Source organism: Streptomyces sp. NPDC028419 (genome assembly GCF_055565515.1).
Genome location: NZ_JBVHUE010000035.1, coordinates 52,517 through 70,485, shown reverse-complemented (window position 1 = coordinate 70,485; position 17,969 = coordinate 52,517). Strand labels below are relative to the sequence as shown.

General features: G+C 71.9%; 13 protein-coding genes. 11 read left to right on the top strand and 2 right to left on the bottom strand.

Features of this window, described 5'->3' with window-relative positions; translation table 11 throughout:
* The first annotated feature begins 153 nt into the window (after positions 1-153).
* From ACZ4UB_RS32225 to ACZ4UB_RS32190, 8 genes are all read left to right on the top strand, one after another.
* Positions 154-1,668, top strand: a complete 1,515-nt coding sequence (locus ACZ4UB_RS32225; protein ID WP_468075657.1) for a gamma-aminobutyraldehyde dehydrogenase — start codon at positions 154-156, stop codon at positions 1,666-1,668.
* Positions 1,669-1,716: 48 nt separating this feature from the next.
* Positions 1,717-2,970 (top strand): polyamine ABC transporter substrate-binding protein, encoded by a 1,254-nt coding sequence (locus ACZ4UB_RS32220; protein ID WP_468075655.1) that lies wholly within the window; start codon positions 1,717-1,719, stop codon positions 2,968-2,970.
* Positions 2,971-3,015: 45 nt separating this feature from the next.
* Positions 3,016-4,167, top strand: coding sequence for an ABC transporter ATP-binding protein (locus tag ACZ4UB_RS32215; protein ID WP_468075653.1), 1,152 nt, complete (start codon positions 3,016-3,018; stop codon positions 4,165-4,167).
* On the top strand, positions 4,164-5,087 hold the full coding sequence (locus ACZ4UB_RS32210; protein ID WP_354383758.1) for an ABC transporter permease: 924 nt from the start codon (positions 4,164-4,166) through the stop codon (positions 5,085-5,087). The genes ACZ4UB_RS32215 and ACZ4UB_RS32210 overlap by 4 nt, the downstream gene beginning before the upstream one ends.
* The gene (locus ACZ4UB_RS32205; protein ID WP_354383759.1) at positions 5,087-5,893 is read left to right on the top strand and encodes an ABC transporter permease; all 807 of its coding nucleotides are present in this window, start codon (positions 5,087-5,089) and stop codon (positions 5,891-5,893) included. The genes ACZ4UB_RS32210 and ACZ4UB_RS32205 overlap by 1 nt, the downstream gene beginning before the upstream one ends.
* A 42-nt stretch (positions 5,894-5,935) precedes the next feature.
* Positions 5,936-7,354: an NAD(P)/FAD-dependent oxidoreductase gene (locus tag ACZ4UB_RS32200; RefSeq protein ID WP_468075651.1), complete on the top strand. Its 1,419-nt coding sequence runs from the start codon at positions 5,936-5,938 to the stop codon at positions 7,352-7,354.
* Between the two features lie 222 nt (positions 7,355-7,576).
* A complete protein-coding gene (locus tag ACZ4UB_RS32195) occupies positions 7,577-8,053 on the top strand; it encodes a hypothetical protein (protein ID WP_468075649.1) in 477 nt (158 codons plus the stop codon).
* Between the two features lie 82 nt (positions 8,054-8,135).
* Entirely contained in the window at positions 8,136-9,932 is a 1,797-nt protein-coding gene (locus ACZ4UB_RS32190) for a chitinase (protein WP_468075698.1), read from the top strand.
* On the opposite strand, the gene ACZ4UB_RS32185 is transcribed toward ACZ4UB_RS32190, so the two are convergent.
* Together ACZ4UB_RS32185 and gabT are read right to left on the bottom strand one after the other, a co-directional pair.
* A complete protein-coding gene (locus ACZ4UB_RS32185; protein WP_468075647.1) occupies positions 9,871-10,428 on the bottom strand; it encodes a phosphatase PAP2 family protein in 558 nt (185 codons plus the stop codon). The two genes, ACZ4UB_RS32190 and ACZ4UB_RS32185, sit on opposite strands and share 62 nt — an antisense overlap.
* A gap of 454 nt (positions 10,429-10,882) precedes the next feature.
* Positions 10,883-12,217 carry a 4-aminobutyrate--2-oxoglutarate transaminase gene (gabT, locus tag ACZ4UB_RS32180; protein WP_354383764.1) on the bottom strand — a complete coding sequence of 445 codons (1,335 nt, stop codon included), beginning with the start codon at positions 12,215-12,217 and terminating at the stop codon, positions 10,883-10,885.
* A gap of 252 nt (positions 12,218-12,469) precedes the next feature.
* Here gabT and ACZ4UB_RS32175 point away from each other — a divergent pair, with 252 nt between their 5' ends.
* The 3 genes from ACZ4UB_RS32175 (at position 12,470) to ACZ4UB_RS32165 (ending at position 17,964) form a co-directional block, all read left to right on the top strand.
* Positions 12,470-14,656 carry an ATP-binding protein gene (locus ACZ4UB_RS32175; RefSeq protein WP_468075645.1) on the top strand — a complete coding sequence of 729 codons (2,187 nt, stop codon included), beginning with the start codon at positions 12,470-12,472 and terminating at the stop codon, positions 14,654-14,656.
* Between the two features lie 97 nt (positions 14,657-14,753).
* Positions 14,754-16,340: a PucR family transcriptional regulator gene (locus ACZ4UB_RS32170; RefSeq protein ID WP_468075643.1), complete on the top strand. Its 1,587-nt coding sequence runs from the start codon at positions 14,754-14,756 to the stop codon at positions 16,338-16,340.
* A 178-nt stretch (positions 16,341-16,518) separates the two neighbouring features.
* A complete protein-coding gene (locus ACZ4UB_RS32165; RefSeq protein ID WP_468075639.1) occupies positions 16,519-17,964 on the top strand; it encodes an aldehyde dehydrogenase family protein in 1,446 nt (481 codons plus the stop codon).
* Positions 17,965-17,969: the final 5 nt, after the last annotated feature.

Here is a 17,969-nt window from a genome sequence, read left to right as displayed (position 1 = left end):
CACTGACACTTCGTAAAGGATTTGAGGTCCGCCTCGACACATGGTCGACCGATTCCGTCGCGTAATCAAAAGGCAACAACGGAATCACTTGGCGGAGGGGAGCCCCTCTGCCAGGATCGGCAGTCAATTCGAGCTGTAGCTACGGAGAGCGCGATGGGCAACCGCTTCCAGGTCAAAGACCGATTCGCAGACGGCGCGCAGTACATCGACGGCCGGCTGAGGGCCGGTACCTCGGGCGCGTCACACACCGTCGTCGACCCGGCCACCGGTCAAGAGGTCCTCACCTACGAACTGGCGAGCACGACCGACGTCGACGAGGCCGTGGCCGCCGCCAAGCGGGCCTTCCCCGGCTGGTCGGGGGCCACCCCGGGCGAGCGCTCGGACGCCCTGCACCGGCTGGCCGCCGTTCTGGCCGAGGAGGCCGCGGACTTCGCCTGGGCCGAGTCCTTGCAGTGCGGGAAGCCGATCAAGCTGTCCACGGAGTTCGACGTACCGGGGACCATCGACAACACCGCCTTCTTCGCCGGCGCCGCCCGCCACCTCCAGGGCCAGGCCGCCGCCGAGTACTCGGGCGACCACACCTCCTCCGTACGCCGCGAGGCGATCGGCGTGGTCGGTTCCATCGCGCCCTGGAACTATCCGCTCCAGATGGCCGCCTGGAAGATCCTCCCGGCGATCGCCGCGGGCAACACGATCGTCCTGAAGCCGGCCGAGCTGACCCCGCTGACCTCGCTGATGTTCGCCCAGGCGGCCCAGCGCGCCGGGATCCCCGACGGGGTGATCAACATCGTCACCGGCGCGGGCCGGACCGCGGGCGAGCACCTGGTGGGCCACCCCGACGTGGTCATGACCTCCTTCACCGGATCCACCGGGGTCGGCAAGCGGGTCGCCGAGATCGCCACCGCCACCGTCAAGCGGCTCCACCTGGAGCTCGGCGGCAAGGCCCCCTTCCTGGTCTTCGACGACGCCGACCTGGAGGCCGCGGCCCACGGCGCGGTGGCCGCCTCCCTGATCAACACCGGCCAGGACTGCACCGCGGCCACCCGCGCCTACGTCCAGCGCCCGCTGCACGACGCCTTCGTCGCCCGAGTGGCCGAACTGATGGAGACCGTCCGCCTGGGCGACCCCTTCGCCCCCACGACCGACCTCGGCCCGCTGGTCTCGCACGCGCAGCGCGACCGGGTCGCCGGCTTCGTCGAGCGCGCCCGCGACTACGCCACCGTCGTCACCGGCGGCGCCATCCCGGGCGGGGACCTCGCGGAGGGCGCCTACTACCGGCCCACCCTGATCTCCGGCGCGGCCCAGGACAGCGAGGTCGTGCAGTCGGAGATCTTCGGCCCGGTGCTCGTCGTCCTGCCCTTCGACGGCGACGACGAGGGCATCGCCCTGGCCAACGACACCCCGTACGGCCTCGCGGCCTCCGCCTGGAGCCGCGACGTCTACCGCACCGGCCGGGCCACCCGGGAGCTGAAGGCCGGCTGCGTCTGGGTCAACGACCACATTCCGATCATCAGCGAAATGCCCCACGGAGGCTACAAGGCGAGTGGTTTCGGAAAGGACATGAGCGCTTACTCCTTCGAGGAGTACACGCAGGTCAAGCACGTCATGTACGACATCACAGCGGTCGCCGAGAAGGACTGGCACCGCACGATCTTCGGGGACAGATAATCCACGCTGCCTGACCAGCGGCCCACACCTCCCGAAAGGGCACAGCTCATGGAGCAGTTCGAGCCCGACCGCCTCTCGGCGGCGCAGCTCGCCGCGATGCGGCGCAGTCTCACCAGCGGTCGCGGCGCCCTGACCCGCCGCTCGCTGCTGCGCGCCGGCGGAGTCGGAGCGCTCACCCTCGGCGGCCTCTCGACGCTGAGCGCCTGTGGCATCCCGCCGGCCAAGCGGGCCGGTACGGGCGAACAGGCGGCCTCGGACGACCACTCGGACCGGGAGAAGGAGATCAACTTCTCCAACTGGACCGAGTACATGGACACCAGCGACGACGAGAAGACCCGCCCCACGCTGGACGCCTTCACCAAGCGCACCGGCATCAAGGTCAAGTACACCGAGGACATCAACGACAACGTCGAGTTCTTCGGCAAGATCCGCCCCCAGCTCGCGGCCGGCCAGGACACCGGCCGCGACCTGATCGTCGTCACCGACTGGCTCGCCGCCCGCATCATCCGGCTCGGCTGGGCGCAGAAGCTCGACCCCGCGCTGCTCCCGCACGCCTTCGCGAACCTGTCACCGCAGTTCCGCAGCCCCGACTGGGACCCCGGCCGCTCCTACAGCTACCCCTGGACCGGCATCTCGACCGTCATCGCCTACAACGCCAAGGCCACCGACGGCAAGAAGGTCGACTCCGTCACCCAGCTCCTGGACGACCCCACGCTCAAGGGCCGGGTCGGCTTCCTCACCGAGATGCGCGACAGCGTCGGCATGACCCTCCTCGACCAGGGCAAGGACCCGGCGAGCTTCACCACCGCGGACTTCGACGGCGCCATCGGCCGGCTCCAGAAGGGCGTCGACAGCAAGCAGATCCGCCGCTTCACCGGCAACGACTACACCGCGGACCTCGACAAGGGCGACATCGCCGCCTGCCTCGCCTGGGCGGGCGACATCATCCAGCTCCAGGCCGGCAATCCCGACATCAAGTACGCGATCCCCGCGGCCGGTTACATCACCTCCAGCGACAACATGCTGGTCCCGGCCCACGCCCGGCACAAGGCGAACGCCGAGAAGCTCATGGACTACTACTACGAGCTGCCCGTCGCCGCCCAGCTGGCCGCGTACATCAGCTACGTCTGCCCGGTCGAGGGCGTCAAGGAAGACCTCGCCAAGATCGACCCCGCGCTGGCGGACAACACGCTGATCGTCCCGGACAAGGCGATGACCGCCAAGTCCCACGCCTTCCGTTCCCTCACCGGTGAGGAAGAGACGGCGTACGAGGAGAAGTTCACCAAGCTCATCGGCGCCTAGTCCCGCCTCCGGCCCCTTGACCGCACCCAACTCCGGGATCCCTCCATGACTGACAAGACCGAGGGCGGCGACGTCCGCCTCACCGGGATCAGCAAGCACTACGGCTCCTTCACCGCCGTGCACCCGCTCGATCTCACCATCCCCCAGGGCTCCTTCTTCGCCCTGCTCGGCGCCTCCGGCTGCGGGAAGACCACCACCCTGCGCATGATCGCCGGCCTGGAGGAGCCCTCGACCGGCACGGTCCACCTCGGCGACACCGCGGTCACCCACCTGCCGCCCTACAAGCGCCCGGTCAACACCGTCTTCCAGAGCTACGCGCTCTTCCCCCACCTCGACGTCAGCGAGAACATCGCCTTCGGCCTGCGCCGGCGCGGCATCAAGTCCGTCAAGAAGCAGGTCGACGACATGCTGGAACTGGTCCAGCTCGGCCAGTTCGCCCAGCGCAAGCCGCACCAGCTCTCCGGCGGCCAGCAGCAGCGCGTCGCCGTCGCCCGCGCCCTGATCAACCACCCCCAGGTACTGCTCCTCGACGAGCCGCTCGGCGCCCTCGACCTCAAGCTGCGCCGCCAGATGCAGCTGGAGCTCAAGCGCATCCAGACCGAGGTGGGCATCACCTTCGTGCACGTCACGCACGACCAGGAAGAGGCCATGACCATGGCCGACACCGTCGCCGTGATGAACGGCGGCCGGGTCGAGCAGCTCGGCGCGCCCGCCGAGCTGTACGAGAACCCGCGCACCACCTTCGTCGCCAACTTCCTCGGCACCTCCAACCTCATCGAGGCCGAGGTCCTGGCGGCCGGCGCCGACGACATCACCGTCAGCTCGGCGGGCACGAAGCTCAAGCTGCCCGCGGCGCGATGTTCGACCACGCCCCGCACCGGCGGAAAGCTGCTGGTCGGAGTGCGTCCCGAGAAGATCTCCCTGGCCCACGCGGACGAGGAGCACACCATCGCGGCCGGCCGCAACAAGGTCCCCGGCCGGATCGTCGACTCCTCCTTCATCGGGGTCTCCACCCAGTTCGTCATCGACAGCCCGGTCTGCCCCGAGCTGGAGGTCTACGCCCAGAACATCGAGCGGGACGCGCGCCTGGCCCCCGGCGCCGAGGTGATCCTGCACTGGAACCCCGAGCACACCTTCGGTCTGGACGCGGACCAGGACATCGACGCCGGCGCGCTCACGGTGGAGGAGGGGGTATGACCGCCACCGAGGCCCCGCCCCGGGCGGCCGCCGAGCCGCCGGTCCACAAGCCGTCCGTGCGCAAACGGCTCGTCCCGTACTGGCTGCTGCTCCCCGGCATCCTGTGGCTGCTCGTGTTCTTCGTCCTGCCGATGGTCTACCAGGCCTCCACCTCGGTGCAGACCGGGTCGCTGGAGGAGGGCTTCAAGGTCACCTGGCACTTCCAGACCTACTGGGACGCCTTCACCGAGTACTACCCGCAGTTCCTGCGTTCGCTGCTCTACGCCGGCACCGCGACCGCGCTGTGCCTGCTGCTCGGCTACCCGCTGGCCTACCTGATCGCCTTCCGGGCGGGCCGCTGGCGCAACCTGCTGCTCATCCTGGTCATCGCGCCGTTCTTCACCAGCTTCCTGATCCGCACCCTGGCCTGGAAGACGATCCTGGCCGACGGCGGCCCGGTGGTCGGCGTGCTGAACAAGATCGGGTTCCTCGACGTCACCAGCTGGCTCGGGATGACCGAGGGCGACCGGGTGCTCGCCACCCCGCTCGCCGTGGTCTGCGGCCTGACGTACAACTTCCTCCCCTTCATGATCCTGCCGCTCTACTCCTCGCTGGAGCGGATCGACACCCGCCTGCACGAGGCGGCCGGGGACCTGTACGCCCGTCCCTTCACCACCTTCCGCAAGGTCACCTTCCCGCTGTCGATGCCGGGCGTGGTCTCCGGGACCCTGCTCACCTTCATCCCGGCGAGCGGCGACTACGTCAACGCGGAACTGCTCGGCTCCACCGACACCCGCATGATCGGCAACGTCATCCAGTCGCAGTACCTGCGGATCCTGGACTACCCGACCGCGGCCGCGCTGTCCTTCATCCTCATGGCCATCGTGCTGGTCATGGTCACCATCTACATCCGCCGAGCGGGGACGGAGGACCTGGTCTGATGAGCGCTCTCTTCACCCGGCTCCGGCGCAATCTGGTGGTCATCGCGGGCCTCGGCACGCTCGCCTACATGATCCTGCCGAATGTCGTCGTCACGGTCTTCTCCTTCAACAACCCCACCGGGCGCTTCAACTACGCCTGGCAGGAGTTCTCGCTCGACGCCTGGAAGGACCCCTGCGGGGTCGCCGACATGTGCGGCTCGCTCTCGCTCTCGCTCCAGATCGCGGTGTGGGCCACCCTCGGCGCGACCGTCCTCGGCACGGCGATCGCCTTCGCCCTGGTCCGCTACCGCTTCCGGGCGCGCGGCGCGGTCAACTCGCTGATCTTCCTGCCGATGGCCATGCCCGAGATCGTGATGGCCGCCTCGCTGCTCGCCCTCTTCCTCAACATGGGCATCCAGCTGGGCTTCTGGACGATCCTGATCGCCCACATCATGTTCTGCCTCAGCTTCGTCGTCGCCGCCGTCAAGGCCCGTGTCCTGTCGATGGACCCGCGGCTGGAGGAGGCCGCCCGCGACCTCTACGCGGGCCCCGTCCAGACCTTCCTGCGGGTCACCCTGCCGATCGCCGCCCCCGGCATCGCGGCGGGCGCGCTGCTCTCCTTCGCGCTCTCCTTCGACGACTTCATCATCACCAACTTCAACTCGGGCAACACCGTCACCTTCCCCATGTTCGTGTGGGGTTCGGCGCAGCGCGGAACGCCCGTGCAGATCAACGTCATCGGCACGGCGATGTTCGTCATCGCGGTACTGGTGGTCCTCGCCGGCATGACGATCGGCAACCGCCGCAAGAAGGCGCAACCCAAGTAACGCGCCACCCAAGTAACCGTATTCCGTAGGGAGTTGGAAGACATGGCCCCAGTCGCCATGCGCACCGCTGCACGATCACTTTCTGAAGCACTGCCGGTCTCGTACTGGCTGGACGACCCCGGCAAGCCCGCCCCCGAGCCCGCCCTCACCGGCGACGAGCGCTGCGACCTGCTCGTCATCGGCGGCGGCTACAGCGGACTGTGGACGGCGCTCATCGCCAAGGAGCGCGACCCCGGCCGGGACGTCGTCCTGATCGAAGGGCACGAGGCGGGCTGGGCCGCCTCGGGCCGCAACGGCGGCTTCTGCGCCGCCTCCCTCACCCACGGATTCGCCAACGGCCTCGCCCGCTGGCCGGGCGAACTGGCCAAGCTGGAGGAGCTCGGCGCGCGCAACCTCGACGAGATCGAGGCCGCGGTCGCCCGCTACTCCATCGACTGCGACTTCGAGCGCACCGGTGAGATCGACGTCGCCACCGAGCCCCACCAGGTCGAGGAGCTGCTCGAACTCCACCAGGAGGCGCGGCGCCTCGGTCTCGCCGACGGCTCCGAATGGCTGGAGCGCGACGCGCTGCGCGCCGAGGTCGACTCGCCGACCTTCCTCGGCGGCCTCTGGGACCGCGAGGGCGTGGCCATGTTGAATCCGGCCAAGCTCGCCTGGGGCCTCAAGCGGGCCTGCCTGGAGCTCGGGGTGCGGATCTACGAGCACACGCGCGGCCTGGACCTGGCCGCCTCCGGCGCCGGGATGGCCGTACGCACCCCCTACGGCCGGGTCTTCGCGCGCCGGGTCGCGCTCGGCACCAACATCTTCCCCAGCCTGGTCAAGCGGATCCGCCCCTTCACCGTGCCGGTCTACGACTACGCGCTGATGACCGAGCCGCTGAGCGCCGAGCAACTGGCCGCCATCGGCTGGAAGAACCGCCAGGGACTCGGCGACAGCGCCAACCAGTTCCACTACTTCCGGATCACCCCCGACCACCGGATCCTGTGGGGCGGCTACGACGCCATCTACCCCTACGGCGGCAAGCTCGACGCGGAGCACGACCACCGCCCCGAGACCTACCTCAAGCTCGCGGAACAGTTCTTCACCTGCTTCCCCCAGCTGGAAGGGGTGCGATTCAGCCACGCCTGGGGCGGGGCCATCGACACCTGCTCGCGGTTCTCGGCCTTCTTCGGCACCGCGCACGCGGGCAAGGTGGCCTACGCCGCCGGCTTCACCGGACTCGGCGTGGGCGCCACCCGCTTCGGCGCGGACGTCATGCTGGACCTGCTGGACGGCGTACGGGGGGAGCGCACCGGGCTGGAGATGGTGCGCAGCAAGCCGCTTCCCTTCCCGCCCGAGCCGTTCGCCTGGACCGGGATCGCGCTGACGAAGTGGTCCCTGGCGCGCTCCGACGCGCGCGGCGGGCACCGCAACCTGTGGCTCAAGACGCTGGACCGCTTCGGCCTCGGCTTCGACAGCTGACGGCCGCCGGCGCCGGCCCGCCGGTCATGCGCTCGTGCGGTGACCCGATGAGCACATGACCCGATGGCCCGATGACCTGGTGAAGCGCCCGGCGCACCACCGTCATCGTCGTGTGACCCGTTTCACTACCACGGAGTAACGAAACCCGCGTCATCATCGCCCCCGACCCCGCTCTCTCCGGACGAGGACCTTCCTCGACATGGAGTGATCGGAGGCCGGGCGATGACAGTCCCGGGGACGAAGACCGCGGTGGAGTGGCTGGTGTCGGTGGCGCCGGATCCCGAGGCGTGCCGGTGGGAGTGGGAGCGCAACCCCCTCGGGGTGGCGCTGCTGCCCGCCGGCCGGCGCTGGGACGTGCTGATCCTGCCCGGCGAGCTCGGGCAGGCCACCTTGGACGTACTGAACCTGCTCATCGAGAAGCCCGGCCCGGTGCTCGCCGATTTCGGCGCCGATCGGCTGGGCTTCTTCGTGCCCGCGGGGACCGCCTCGCGCTGGCTCGGCACGGGCGTGCGCGGCGCCGGGCGCGGCACCTGGATCGTGGTGCCCTATCCCGGTCGGGCCACCGGGGGCGTGCGCTGGGTGGTGGTGCCCGACGGCCACGGCACGCTCACCGATCCGGTGGTGCTGGAGCTGGCGATGCACGAGGCGGCGGCGCAGGTGGCCGGGGCCGCGGCCGCGAAGGAGGACCGGAACCCTTGACAAGCGCATTGGTCTGGACCATCTTGAGCGCCGCTACCCCCCTCCATCCCCCCACGCACCGGAGGCAGTTGTGCGCAGAAGACTGTCCATACTTACGGCCACCGCGCTGGCGGTGGCCGGTCTGCTGACCGCGGGCCCGCCGGCCGCGGCCGCCGACGCGGACCTCGCCCGCAACGGCGGCTTCGAAGCGGGCCTCGACGGTTGGACCTGCTCGGCGGGCAGCGGGGCGGTCGTCACCAGCCCCGTCCACGGCGGGAGTTCCGCCCTCAGGGCCACCCCGGCGGGCCAGGACTACGCCCAGTGCGCCCAGAGCGTCACGGTCAAGCCGGACTCGGCCTACACGCTCGGCGCCTGGGTGCAGGGCGGCTACGCCTACCTCGGCGCGACCGGGACCGGTACCACCGACGTGTCCACCTGGACCCAGTCCCCGGGCGCCTGGAAGCAGCTGGCCACCACCTTCCGCACCGGCCCCGCCACCACCTCGGTCACCGTCTGGACCCACGGCTGGTACGGCCAGGGTCCCGTCCTCACCGACGACCTCACCCTGGTCGGCCCCGATCCCGGCGGCACCGGCCCCGGCCAGCCCCAGCCCCCGGCCGCCCCCACCGGCCTGACCGCCTCCGGCGCCACCGCCAGCGCGCTGACCCTGTCCTGGTCGGCCGTCGCCGGCGCCACCGGCTACACCGTCCACCGGGAAGGCGCCGCGCCGCTGGCGGTCACCGGGACCTCCGCGACCGTCACGGGTCTGGCCGCGTCCACGACGTACGCCTTCCAGGTCAGCGCGAAGAACGCGGCGGGGGAGTCCCCGCGGAGCGCGATCCTCTCCGCGAGCACCACCGGCGGCGGCGACCCCGGCAACCCGGGCCTGCCCGCGCACGCCCTGGTCGGCTACCTCCACGCGAGCTTCGCCAACGGGTCCGGCTACCTCAAGATGGCCGACGTGCCCGCCTCCTGGGACGTCATCAACCTCGCCTTCGGCGAACCGACCTCGGTGACCTCCGGCGACATCCGCTTCCAGCTCTGCCCGGTCAGCGAGTGCCCCGGCGTGGAGACCCCCGCCGAGTTCAAGGCGGCCATCAAGGCCAAGCAGGCCGCGGGCAAGAAGGTGCTGATCTCCATCGGCGGGCAGAACGGCCAGGTCCAACTGGCCACCACCGCCGCCCGGGACGCCTTCGTCTCCTCGGTCAGCAAGATCATCGACGAGTACGGACTCAACGGGCTCGACATCGACTTCGAGGGCCACTCGCTCTCCCTGGCCACCGGCGACACCGACTTCCGCAGCCCCACCACACCGGTGATCGTCAACCTGATCTCCGCGGTGAAGACCCTCAAGGCCAAGTACGGTCCGGACTTCGTCCTGACCATGGCCCCCGAGACCTTCTTCGTCCAACTGGGCTACCAGTACTACGGATCCGGCCCCTGGGGCGGCCAGGACCCGCGCGCCGGGGCCTACCTCCCGGTGATCCACGCCCTGCGCGACGACCTCACCCTGCTCCACGTCCAGGACTACAACTCGGGCTCGATCATGGGCCTCGACAACCAGTACCACTCGATGGGCGGCGCGGACTTCCACATCGCCATGACCGACATGCTGCTCACCGGCTTCCCGGTCGCGGGCAACACCGCGCGCGTCTTCCCGCCGCTGCGCCCGGACCAGGTGGCCATCGGCCTCCCGGCCACCACCAACGCGGGCAACGGCCACACCGCGCCCGCCGAGGTGAACAAGGCGCTCGACTGCCTGACGAAGAAGAGGAACTGCGGGAGCTACCAGACCCACGGCAGCTGGCCCGCGCTGCGCGGCCTGATGACCTGGTCCGTCAACTGGGACCGGTTCGGCGGCTGGGAGTTCTCGAAGAACTTCCACGCGTACTTCGGCTGACCGCGCCCACGCCCAACAGGAGCGGCAGGCACAGCAGCCAACTGGCCAGCACGTCCAGCGGCCAGTGGAACCCCCGCAGCACCAGGCCGACGGCCGTGGCCCCCGCGAGCAGCAGGGCCACGGCCATCGGCCACGGGCGACGCGGGTACGGAGCGAGGAGCAGGGCGGCGCCCAGATAGGCGACGGTCGAGGTGGCGGTGTGGCCGGAGGGGAAGTACCCGGCGGCCCACGGCTCCAGCGGCCCCGGCCGAGCGGTCCACTCCTTGAGCGGCACGATCAGTGCCGGGACCAGGGCCATGGCGAGCCCCGCGGCCAGCGCGGGCCGCCACCGCCGGGAGCGGCGGCCGGCGTAGGCCATGGCGAGCAGCAGCACCGGTACGGCGATCTCGACGTTGCCGAGGTCGGCGAGTCGCTCGGTGACCGCGTCGGGGACGGTGCGCACCACGGCGCGGCTGATCCGCGCGTCCGGGCCGAGCAGCGGGCCCGCGGCCAGCACCTGCCAGGTGATCAGCGCGAAGGCGGCCCAGGAGGCGGCGCCGAGCGCGAGCAGGGAGCGGGGCGAGCGGAGGGAGGAGGTGGCCGGCCGCCCCGGAACAGGGGGGGTGGTTCCGGGGCGGCCGCCCGGACCGGGTTGCCGCCCGCCCCGGGGGGTTTGGGGCGAACGGCTGTCCGATCGGTGAGGAGTGTGCGCGAACGCATGCCCAGTACGGCGCTGGGGAAGCCCGTTACCAGGGTCGCCCGTGGAATTCCGCGGGCGGGCTGTTTCACTCATCTGCAGAAACCGTACGGCAGCGAAAGGGGGACCGACAGCGAGAACGCGCTCCCGCCATCGGCCCCCCACACCTTCTTCACAGCGCCCGACCGTTACCGGCGGTATCGATCGAGCAGGGGATCGAGCGTGGTGCTCGGGTGTTCGCCCGGGCCTCCACGACGGTCCCCGTGACGCGTCCTCAGATGCCCGCGAACGCGGCCTCGATGATGTCCAGGCCCTCGTTCAGCAGGTCCTCGCCGATCACGATCGGGGGCAGGAAGCGCAGCACGTTGCCGTAGGTGCCACAGGTGAGGACCATCAGGCCCTCGGCGTGGCACGCCTTGGCCAGGGCGCCCGCGGCGGCCGCGTTCGGCTCCTTGGTCGCGCGGTCGGTGACCAGCTCGACCGCGATCATCGCGCCGCGACCACGGATGTCGCCGATGATGTCGAACTTCTCCGCCATCGCCGTCAGGCGGGCCTTCATCACGGACTCGATCCGCTTGGCCTTGGCGTTGAGGTCGAGCTCCTTCATCGTCTCGATGGAGCCGAGCGCACCGGCGCAGGCCACCGGGTTGCCGCCGTAGGTGCCGCCCAGGCCGCCCGCGTGCGCGGCGTCCATGATCTCGGCGCGGCCCGTCACGGCGGCGAGCGGCAGACCGCCCGCGATGCCCTTGGCGGTGGTGATCAGGTCCGGGACGATGCCCTCGTCCTCGCACGCGAACCACTGGCCGGTGCGGCAGAAGCCGGACTGGATCTCGTCGGCGACGAAGACGATGCCGTTGTCGTTCGCGAACTTCACGATCGCGGGCAGGAAGCCCTTGGCCGGCTCGATGAAGCCGCCCTCGCCGAGCACCGGCTCGATGATGATCGCGGCGACGTTCTCGGCGCCGACCTGCTTGACGATCTGGTCGATCGCCTGCGCGGCGGCCTCGGGGCCGCAGTTCTCGGCACCGGTCGGCCAGCGGTAGCCGTAGGCGACCGGGACGCGGTAGACCTCGGGGGCGAAGGGGCCGAAGCCCTGCTTGTACGGCATGTTCTTCGCCGTCATGCCCATGGTCAGGTTGGTGCGGCCGTGGTAGCCGTGGTCGAAGACGACGACGGCCTGGCGCTTGGTGTACGAGCGGGCGATCTTCACCGCGTTCTCGACGGCCTCGGCACCCGAGTTGAACAGGGCCGACTTCTTGGCGTGGTCGCCCGGGGTCAGCTCGGCCAGCGCCTCGCAGACCTCGACGTAGCCCTCGTACGGCGTGACCATGAAGCAGGTGTGCGTGAAGTTCGCGAGCTGCGCGGCGGCGCGGCGCACGACGGCCTCGGCGGAGGCGCCGACCGAGGTCACGGCGATGCCGGAACCGAAGTCGATCAGGCGGTTGCCGTCGACGTCCTCGATGATGCCGCCGCCCGCACGGGCCGTGAAGACGGGGAGCACGGAGCCCACGCCACCGGCCACCGTCTGGAGGCGGCGGGCCTGCAGCTCCTGCGACTTGGGGCCGGGGATCGCGGTGACGATGCGGCGCTCCTGCGGGACAGCGGTCATAGAGGGCTCCTGGGGGGTGTTTTCGGACGCACTTGTCTCTTTGTCCGCAGGCTAGGCCCGGGGGAGGGGGTACGGCATGCTCCGATAGGGAGTGGTGCCCGCGTGTCCTTGTCCGCGGCGGCCATAGGGGGGATCCGGCGCGCGCCGTGTGGATCATGGCGGGGTACGGGTCGCGGAGCGCTCCCGGCGACTAGATTGACCCCGCGGCACGGCCGCGCGCAGCGCAGTGAACGGGCAGGGGGCTTGGGGTTCATGGACACCGACGGGACGCACGGCGCGCACGGTGCGTACGACACGCCGGACCCGGACACGACCCGGGCCGCACCCGGCCCGGCCCAGGTCCCCCGCCCCGCGGGCCCACCCCCGCCGCTGCCCAAGGACCTCCCCGGGGCCGCTGGTCCCCGGACGCCGCTCTCGCCGCCCCGGCCCGCCCACGCGCCCGGCGGCGGCCCCACCCTCGCCGACTGGCTGCGCACCCCGCGCCGCCCCGGCGGCCCGGGCCTGTGGACGTACGGGCACGTCCCGCGCGCCGCCGCCGCGCCGGAGCTGACCCCGCTGAGGCAGCTGATCAGCGGCGCCCTGATCTCGCTGCTGGCCGGGCTGCTGCTGTGGTCCCTGCTGTGGAACGGCTACCTCGGCGGCTTCTGGCTCTGGCCGCTGTACGCCTTCACCCCCGATGCCTGGAACCACGACTCCTTCTCCGTCGTGGCGGCCTACGTCTGGTACGGCCTGGTCATCCTCGCCCTCACCATCGGCTTCGGCCGCCTGGGCCGCTGGCCCGAGCTGCTGCGCCGGATCGTGCGCAGCCCCGCCGCGCGCGCCGTGCACCCCGTCGCCCCGGCCCGGATCGAACCGGGCAGCGCCGAGGACCCCGTCGGCTGGCAGCAGCTGCGCGCCGCCGGGCTCGGCGAGAGCGCCGAACGGCTCGCCGCCGACATCGACGCCGGCCGGATGAACGACGTCGACTACGCCCGGATCCGGCGGGCCTGGGAATCGGTACGGGCCGACCCCTCCCGGCTGCGCGCCTTCACCGAAGCCGTCCAGGCCAAGGGCGCCGGGGCCTGCGTCCACCCCTCCGGCGCCCGCGACCTGCCCGCCCGGGCCGCCCGGCACGACCTGCTGGCCCGCCAGGTCCTGCTCGGCACCGTCGAGGACGGTGCCCGCAACCCCTACCCCCGGCGCGGCACCTCCCTCGCGCTCGACCCCGCCGTCCTCGGCACCTCGCTGCTCGCGGTCGGCCCCTCCGGCACCGGCAAGACCCGCCGCCTGGTGCGACCCGTGGTCGAATCCCTCGCCCTGCAGGCCCTGGCCGGGCAGGCCGCCGTGATCGTGGTGGCCGCCGTCGGAGCGCAGCTCGGCCCCGACGCCGCCTACGACGTGGTCGTGCGCATCGGCGACCCCACCTCCGCCTACGACCTCGACCTCTACGGCGGCACCACCGACCCCGACGAGGCCGCCACCCTGCTGGCCGACGCCTTCGTCGGTGACGTCGCGGGGCTCGACGTGCGCCGCGCCGCCACCGCCCTCGCCCAGCTGCTTGGCCCCTTCCGGGCCGCCCACGGCCGCTTCCCCGCCGTGCCCGAACTGCGCGAACTCCTCGACCGGATGCCCGCCCCCCTCGCGGCGCTGCGGGCCCGGCTGGAGAGCGCCGGGCAGCACGCGATGCTCCGCGAACTCGACGCGCGCGAGCGCCAGCACGGGGTGCACGCCGACCCCGGCCCGGCGCTCGCCGACCGGGTGGCCCTCCTCGACCGGCCCGCCTTCGCCCCCTTCTTCGACGTCGGCGCCGGCGACGCCCCCGGACGGCCCTTCTCGCTGCGCTCCCTGGAACACCCCGTCCGGGTCCGGATCGACCTGCCCGAACGCGGGCACGCCGACGCCTCCCGGATGCTGGCCCGACTGCTGCTCGCCCAGTTCACCGCCGCCGCGACGCTGCGTTCCGACCGCTCCCTCTTCGCCTTCCTCGCCTTCGACGACGCCTCCCACACGCTCACCCAGGAGACCGTGCGCGGGGTCCAGCGACTGCGCTCGGCCAACGCCGGGGTGCTGCTCACCCTGCGCACCCTGGACGACGTACCGGAACCGCTGCGCACCCCGCTGCTCGGGGCCGTCGGCTGCCGGATGGCCTTCTCCGGGGTCACCACCTGGGACGGCAAGCGCTTCGCCGAGGCCTGGGGCACCGAATGGGTGGAGACCCGGGACGTCACCAGCCGGACCGTCTTCGCCGACCAGCCGCTCACCCGCGCCATCCACGCCTTCCGCAAGCTGGTCACCGGCAAGGCGGTGACCACGGACGCGGTCACCGTCCGCCAGGTGGAACGGGAACGCTGGTCCGCCTCGGACCTGGCACACTCCGTGCCCCCCGGCCACGCCGTGCTCTCGCTGACCTCGGTGGACGGTGAGAGGGCGGCTCCGCTGTTGGTCTCGCTCCTCGGCTGAGCGGGGTTCGGCGACCCGTACGAGGTGGCAGAATCGAGGGGAGCCGTTCATACGACACGGCGAAATCCCCCCTCCGCCCTAAGGCCGCTGGTACCCGATGCCGCTCACCCTCGCCTCGCTCGTCCAGCACTCGGCGCTCAAGCTCAGCGTCCGGGCGGGGGAGAGCCGCCTGGACACCCCCGTCCGCTGGGCCCACGTCAGCGAGCTGGCCGATCCCGTCCCCTACATGGAGGGCGGCGAGCTCCTGCTGATCACCGCGATGAAGCTGGACGCGGAGGATCCCGAGGAGATGCTCCGCTACGTCCGCAGGCTCGCCGCCGCCGGCGTCGTCGGCCTCGGCTTCGCGGTCGGCGTCAACTACGAGGCGGTCCCCGAGGCGCTCGTCGAGGCGGCCCGCGCCGAGGACCTCCCCCTGCTGGAGGTGCCGCGGCGCACCCCCTTCCTCGCCATCAGCAAAGCCGTCTCCGCGGCCCTGGCCGCCGACCAGTACCGGGCCGTCACCGCCGGCTTCGAGGCCCAGCGCGAACTGACCCGGGCCGCCCTCTCCGCCGACGGCCCCGCCGAACTCCTGGCCAAGCTCGCCGCGCACGTGCACGGCTGGGCGGCCCTCTACGACACCTCCGGCGCGGTGGTCGCCGCCGCCCCCGACTGGGCCGCCCGGCGGGCCGCCCGGCTCACCCCCGACGTCGAACGGCTGCGCGAGCGGCCCGCCCCGGCCAGCGCCGTCGTCGGCGGCTCCGAGGACCGGGTCGAGCTCCAGTCCCTGGGCACGGGCCGGCGCGCCCGCGGCGCCCTCGCCGTCGGGACGGGAGCCCCGCTGGGCACCGCCGAGCGGTACGCCGTGCACTCCGCGGTCGCCCTCCTCACCCTCACCACCGAACGCTCCCGCTCCCTGCACGACGCCGAATCCCGGCTCGGCTCGGCCGTGCTGCGGCTGCTGCTGGACGGGGAGACCGCGCACGCCCGGGCCGTCGCCGGCGACCTGTACGGCGTACTCCTCGACGCGCCCTTCCGCCTCGTCATCGCCGAACCCGCCCTGGCGGGCACGGCGCAGCCCGAGGGGCTCGCGCTGCTCGCCGACGCCGTGGAGTCCGCGGCGGCCCGCAGCGGCGAGGCCCTGCTGGTGGTCAACGAGCCCGGCCGGCTGGTCGTGCTCGCCGCGGACGGGGGAGCGGCCGCCGCGGCCGTGGCGGACCACGCCGAAGCCCTCGAATCAAGGCGCGGGCGCGAGACGACGGGACCGGAGCCCGACGAACTCGTCGTCGGCCTGTCCGCGCCCGCGGGCTCCGCGAGCGCCGCGGCCGCCTACAAACAGGCCGACCAGGCCCTCGTCGTCGCCCGGCGGCGCGGCCGCCCGCTGGTCGAGCACGACGACCTGGCGGCGGGGTCCGTGCTGCCGCTGCTCGCCGACGACGCGGTACGGGCCTTCGCGGACGGGACGCTGCGCGCCCTGATCGACCACGACGCCATCGGCCGCGGAGACCTGGTCGCCTCCCTGCGGGCCTGGCTCTCCCGGCACGGCCAGTGGGACGCGGCCGCCGCCGACCTCGGGGTGCACCGGCACACGCTGCGCTACCGGATGCGCCGGGTCGAGGAGATCCTGGGCCGCTCCCTGGACGATCCGGACGTCCGGATGGAGCTGTGGCTCGCCCTGAAGGTCGCGGGCGCCGACGCCCCGTCCTGACCCCGCGCCCGGACGTCCGCCGGCCGGCGGGTGCGGGCGCGGGCCGGTTCGTCCCCTGACAAATGGGCGCACCGCGCGCGGGCGCCACTCCACGCCGGACAAGCGCCGAATCCCCGGCGGAGTCCTACGGTGGGAGGGACAAGGACTCCGCACACACTCCGAAGGGCCGGGATTCGCCATGACTTCCACCCACGCCTTCTGGCTCGCCGGTCGCCAGGCCACCGGCGAGGACAGCTTCGACGTCACGTCCCCCTGGGACGGCCGCGTCGTGGGCACCGTCAGCGTGCCCACCGACGCGCAGGTCGAGGAGGCCGTGGCGGCCGCCCACGCCGTGACCGCGGAGTTCTCGGCGACCCCCGCCCACGTACGGGCCGCCGCCCTGGACCACGTGTCCAAGCGGCTCACCGAGCGCACCGAGGAGATCGCCCAGCTGATCTCCGCCGAGAACGGCAAGCCCATCAAGTGGGCCCGCGGCGAGGTCGGCCGCGCCGTCTCCGTGTTCCGCTTCGCCGCCGAGGAGGCCCGCCGCTTCAACGGCGGTGACGCCCAGCGCCTGGACACCGACGCCGGTGGCGTCGGCCGCCTCGCCCTGACCCGCCGCTTCGTCAAGGGCCCGGTCCTCGGCATCGCGCCCTTCAACTTCCCGCTGAACCTGTGCGCCCACAAGGTGGCCCCGGCCATCGCCGTCGGCGCGCCGATCATCCTGAAGCCCGCCCCGGCCACCCCGCTCTCCGGCCTGATCCTGGGCGAGCTGCTCGCCGAGACCGACCTTCCGGCCGGTTCCTGGTCCGTGCTCCCCGTGGCCAACGACAAGATGCCGGCCCTGGTCAAGGACGAGCGGCTGCCCGTCATCTCCTTCACCGGTTCCGACACCGTCGGCTACGCCATCCAGCAGTCGGTGCCCCACAAGCACTGCACCCTGGAGCTGGGCGGCAACGCCGCGGCCGTCGTCCTGGACGACTGGTCCTCCGAGGCGGACCTCGACTGGGCCGCGACCCGCATCGCGACCTTCTCGAACTACCAGGCCGGCCAGTCCTGCATCTCGGTGCAGCGCGTGATCGCCGACGCCACCGTCTACGACCGCCTGGTCGAGAAGGTCGTCGCCAAGGTCCAGGCCCAGGTCACCGGCGACCCGTCCGACGCGGGCACCGACGTCGGCCCGCTGGTCTCCGAGGACGCCGCCAAGCGCGTCGAGTCCTGGGTGGACGAGGCCGTCGCCGCGGGCGCCAAGCTGCTGACCGGTGGCAAGCGCGAGGGTGCCTCGTACGAGCCCACCGTGATCGCCGAGCTGCCCGCGGGCGTCAAGCTGGCCTGCGAGGAGGTCTTCGGACCGGTCCTGACCCTGCAGAAGGTCGAGGGCACCGACGAGGCTTTCGCCGCCGTCAACGACTCGAAGTTCGGCCTGCAGACCGGCGTCTTCACGCGGAACATCCAGACCGCCTTCCGCGCCCACCGCGAGCTGGAGGTCGGCGGCGTGATCGTGGGCGACGCCCCCTCCTACCGCGCCGACCAGATGCCGTACGGCGGGGTCAAGCAGTCCGGCGTGGGCCGCGAGGGCGTCCGCTACGCGATGGACGACTACACCTACGAGCGCGTCCTGGTCCTCACCGGCCTCGATATCTGAGCCGA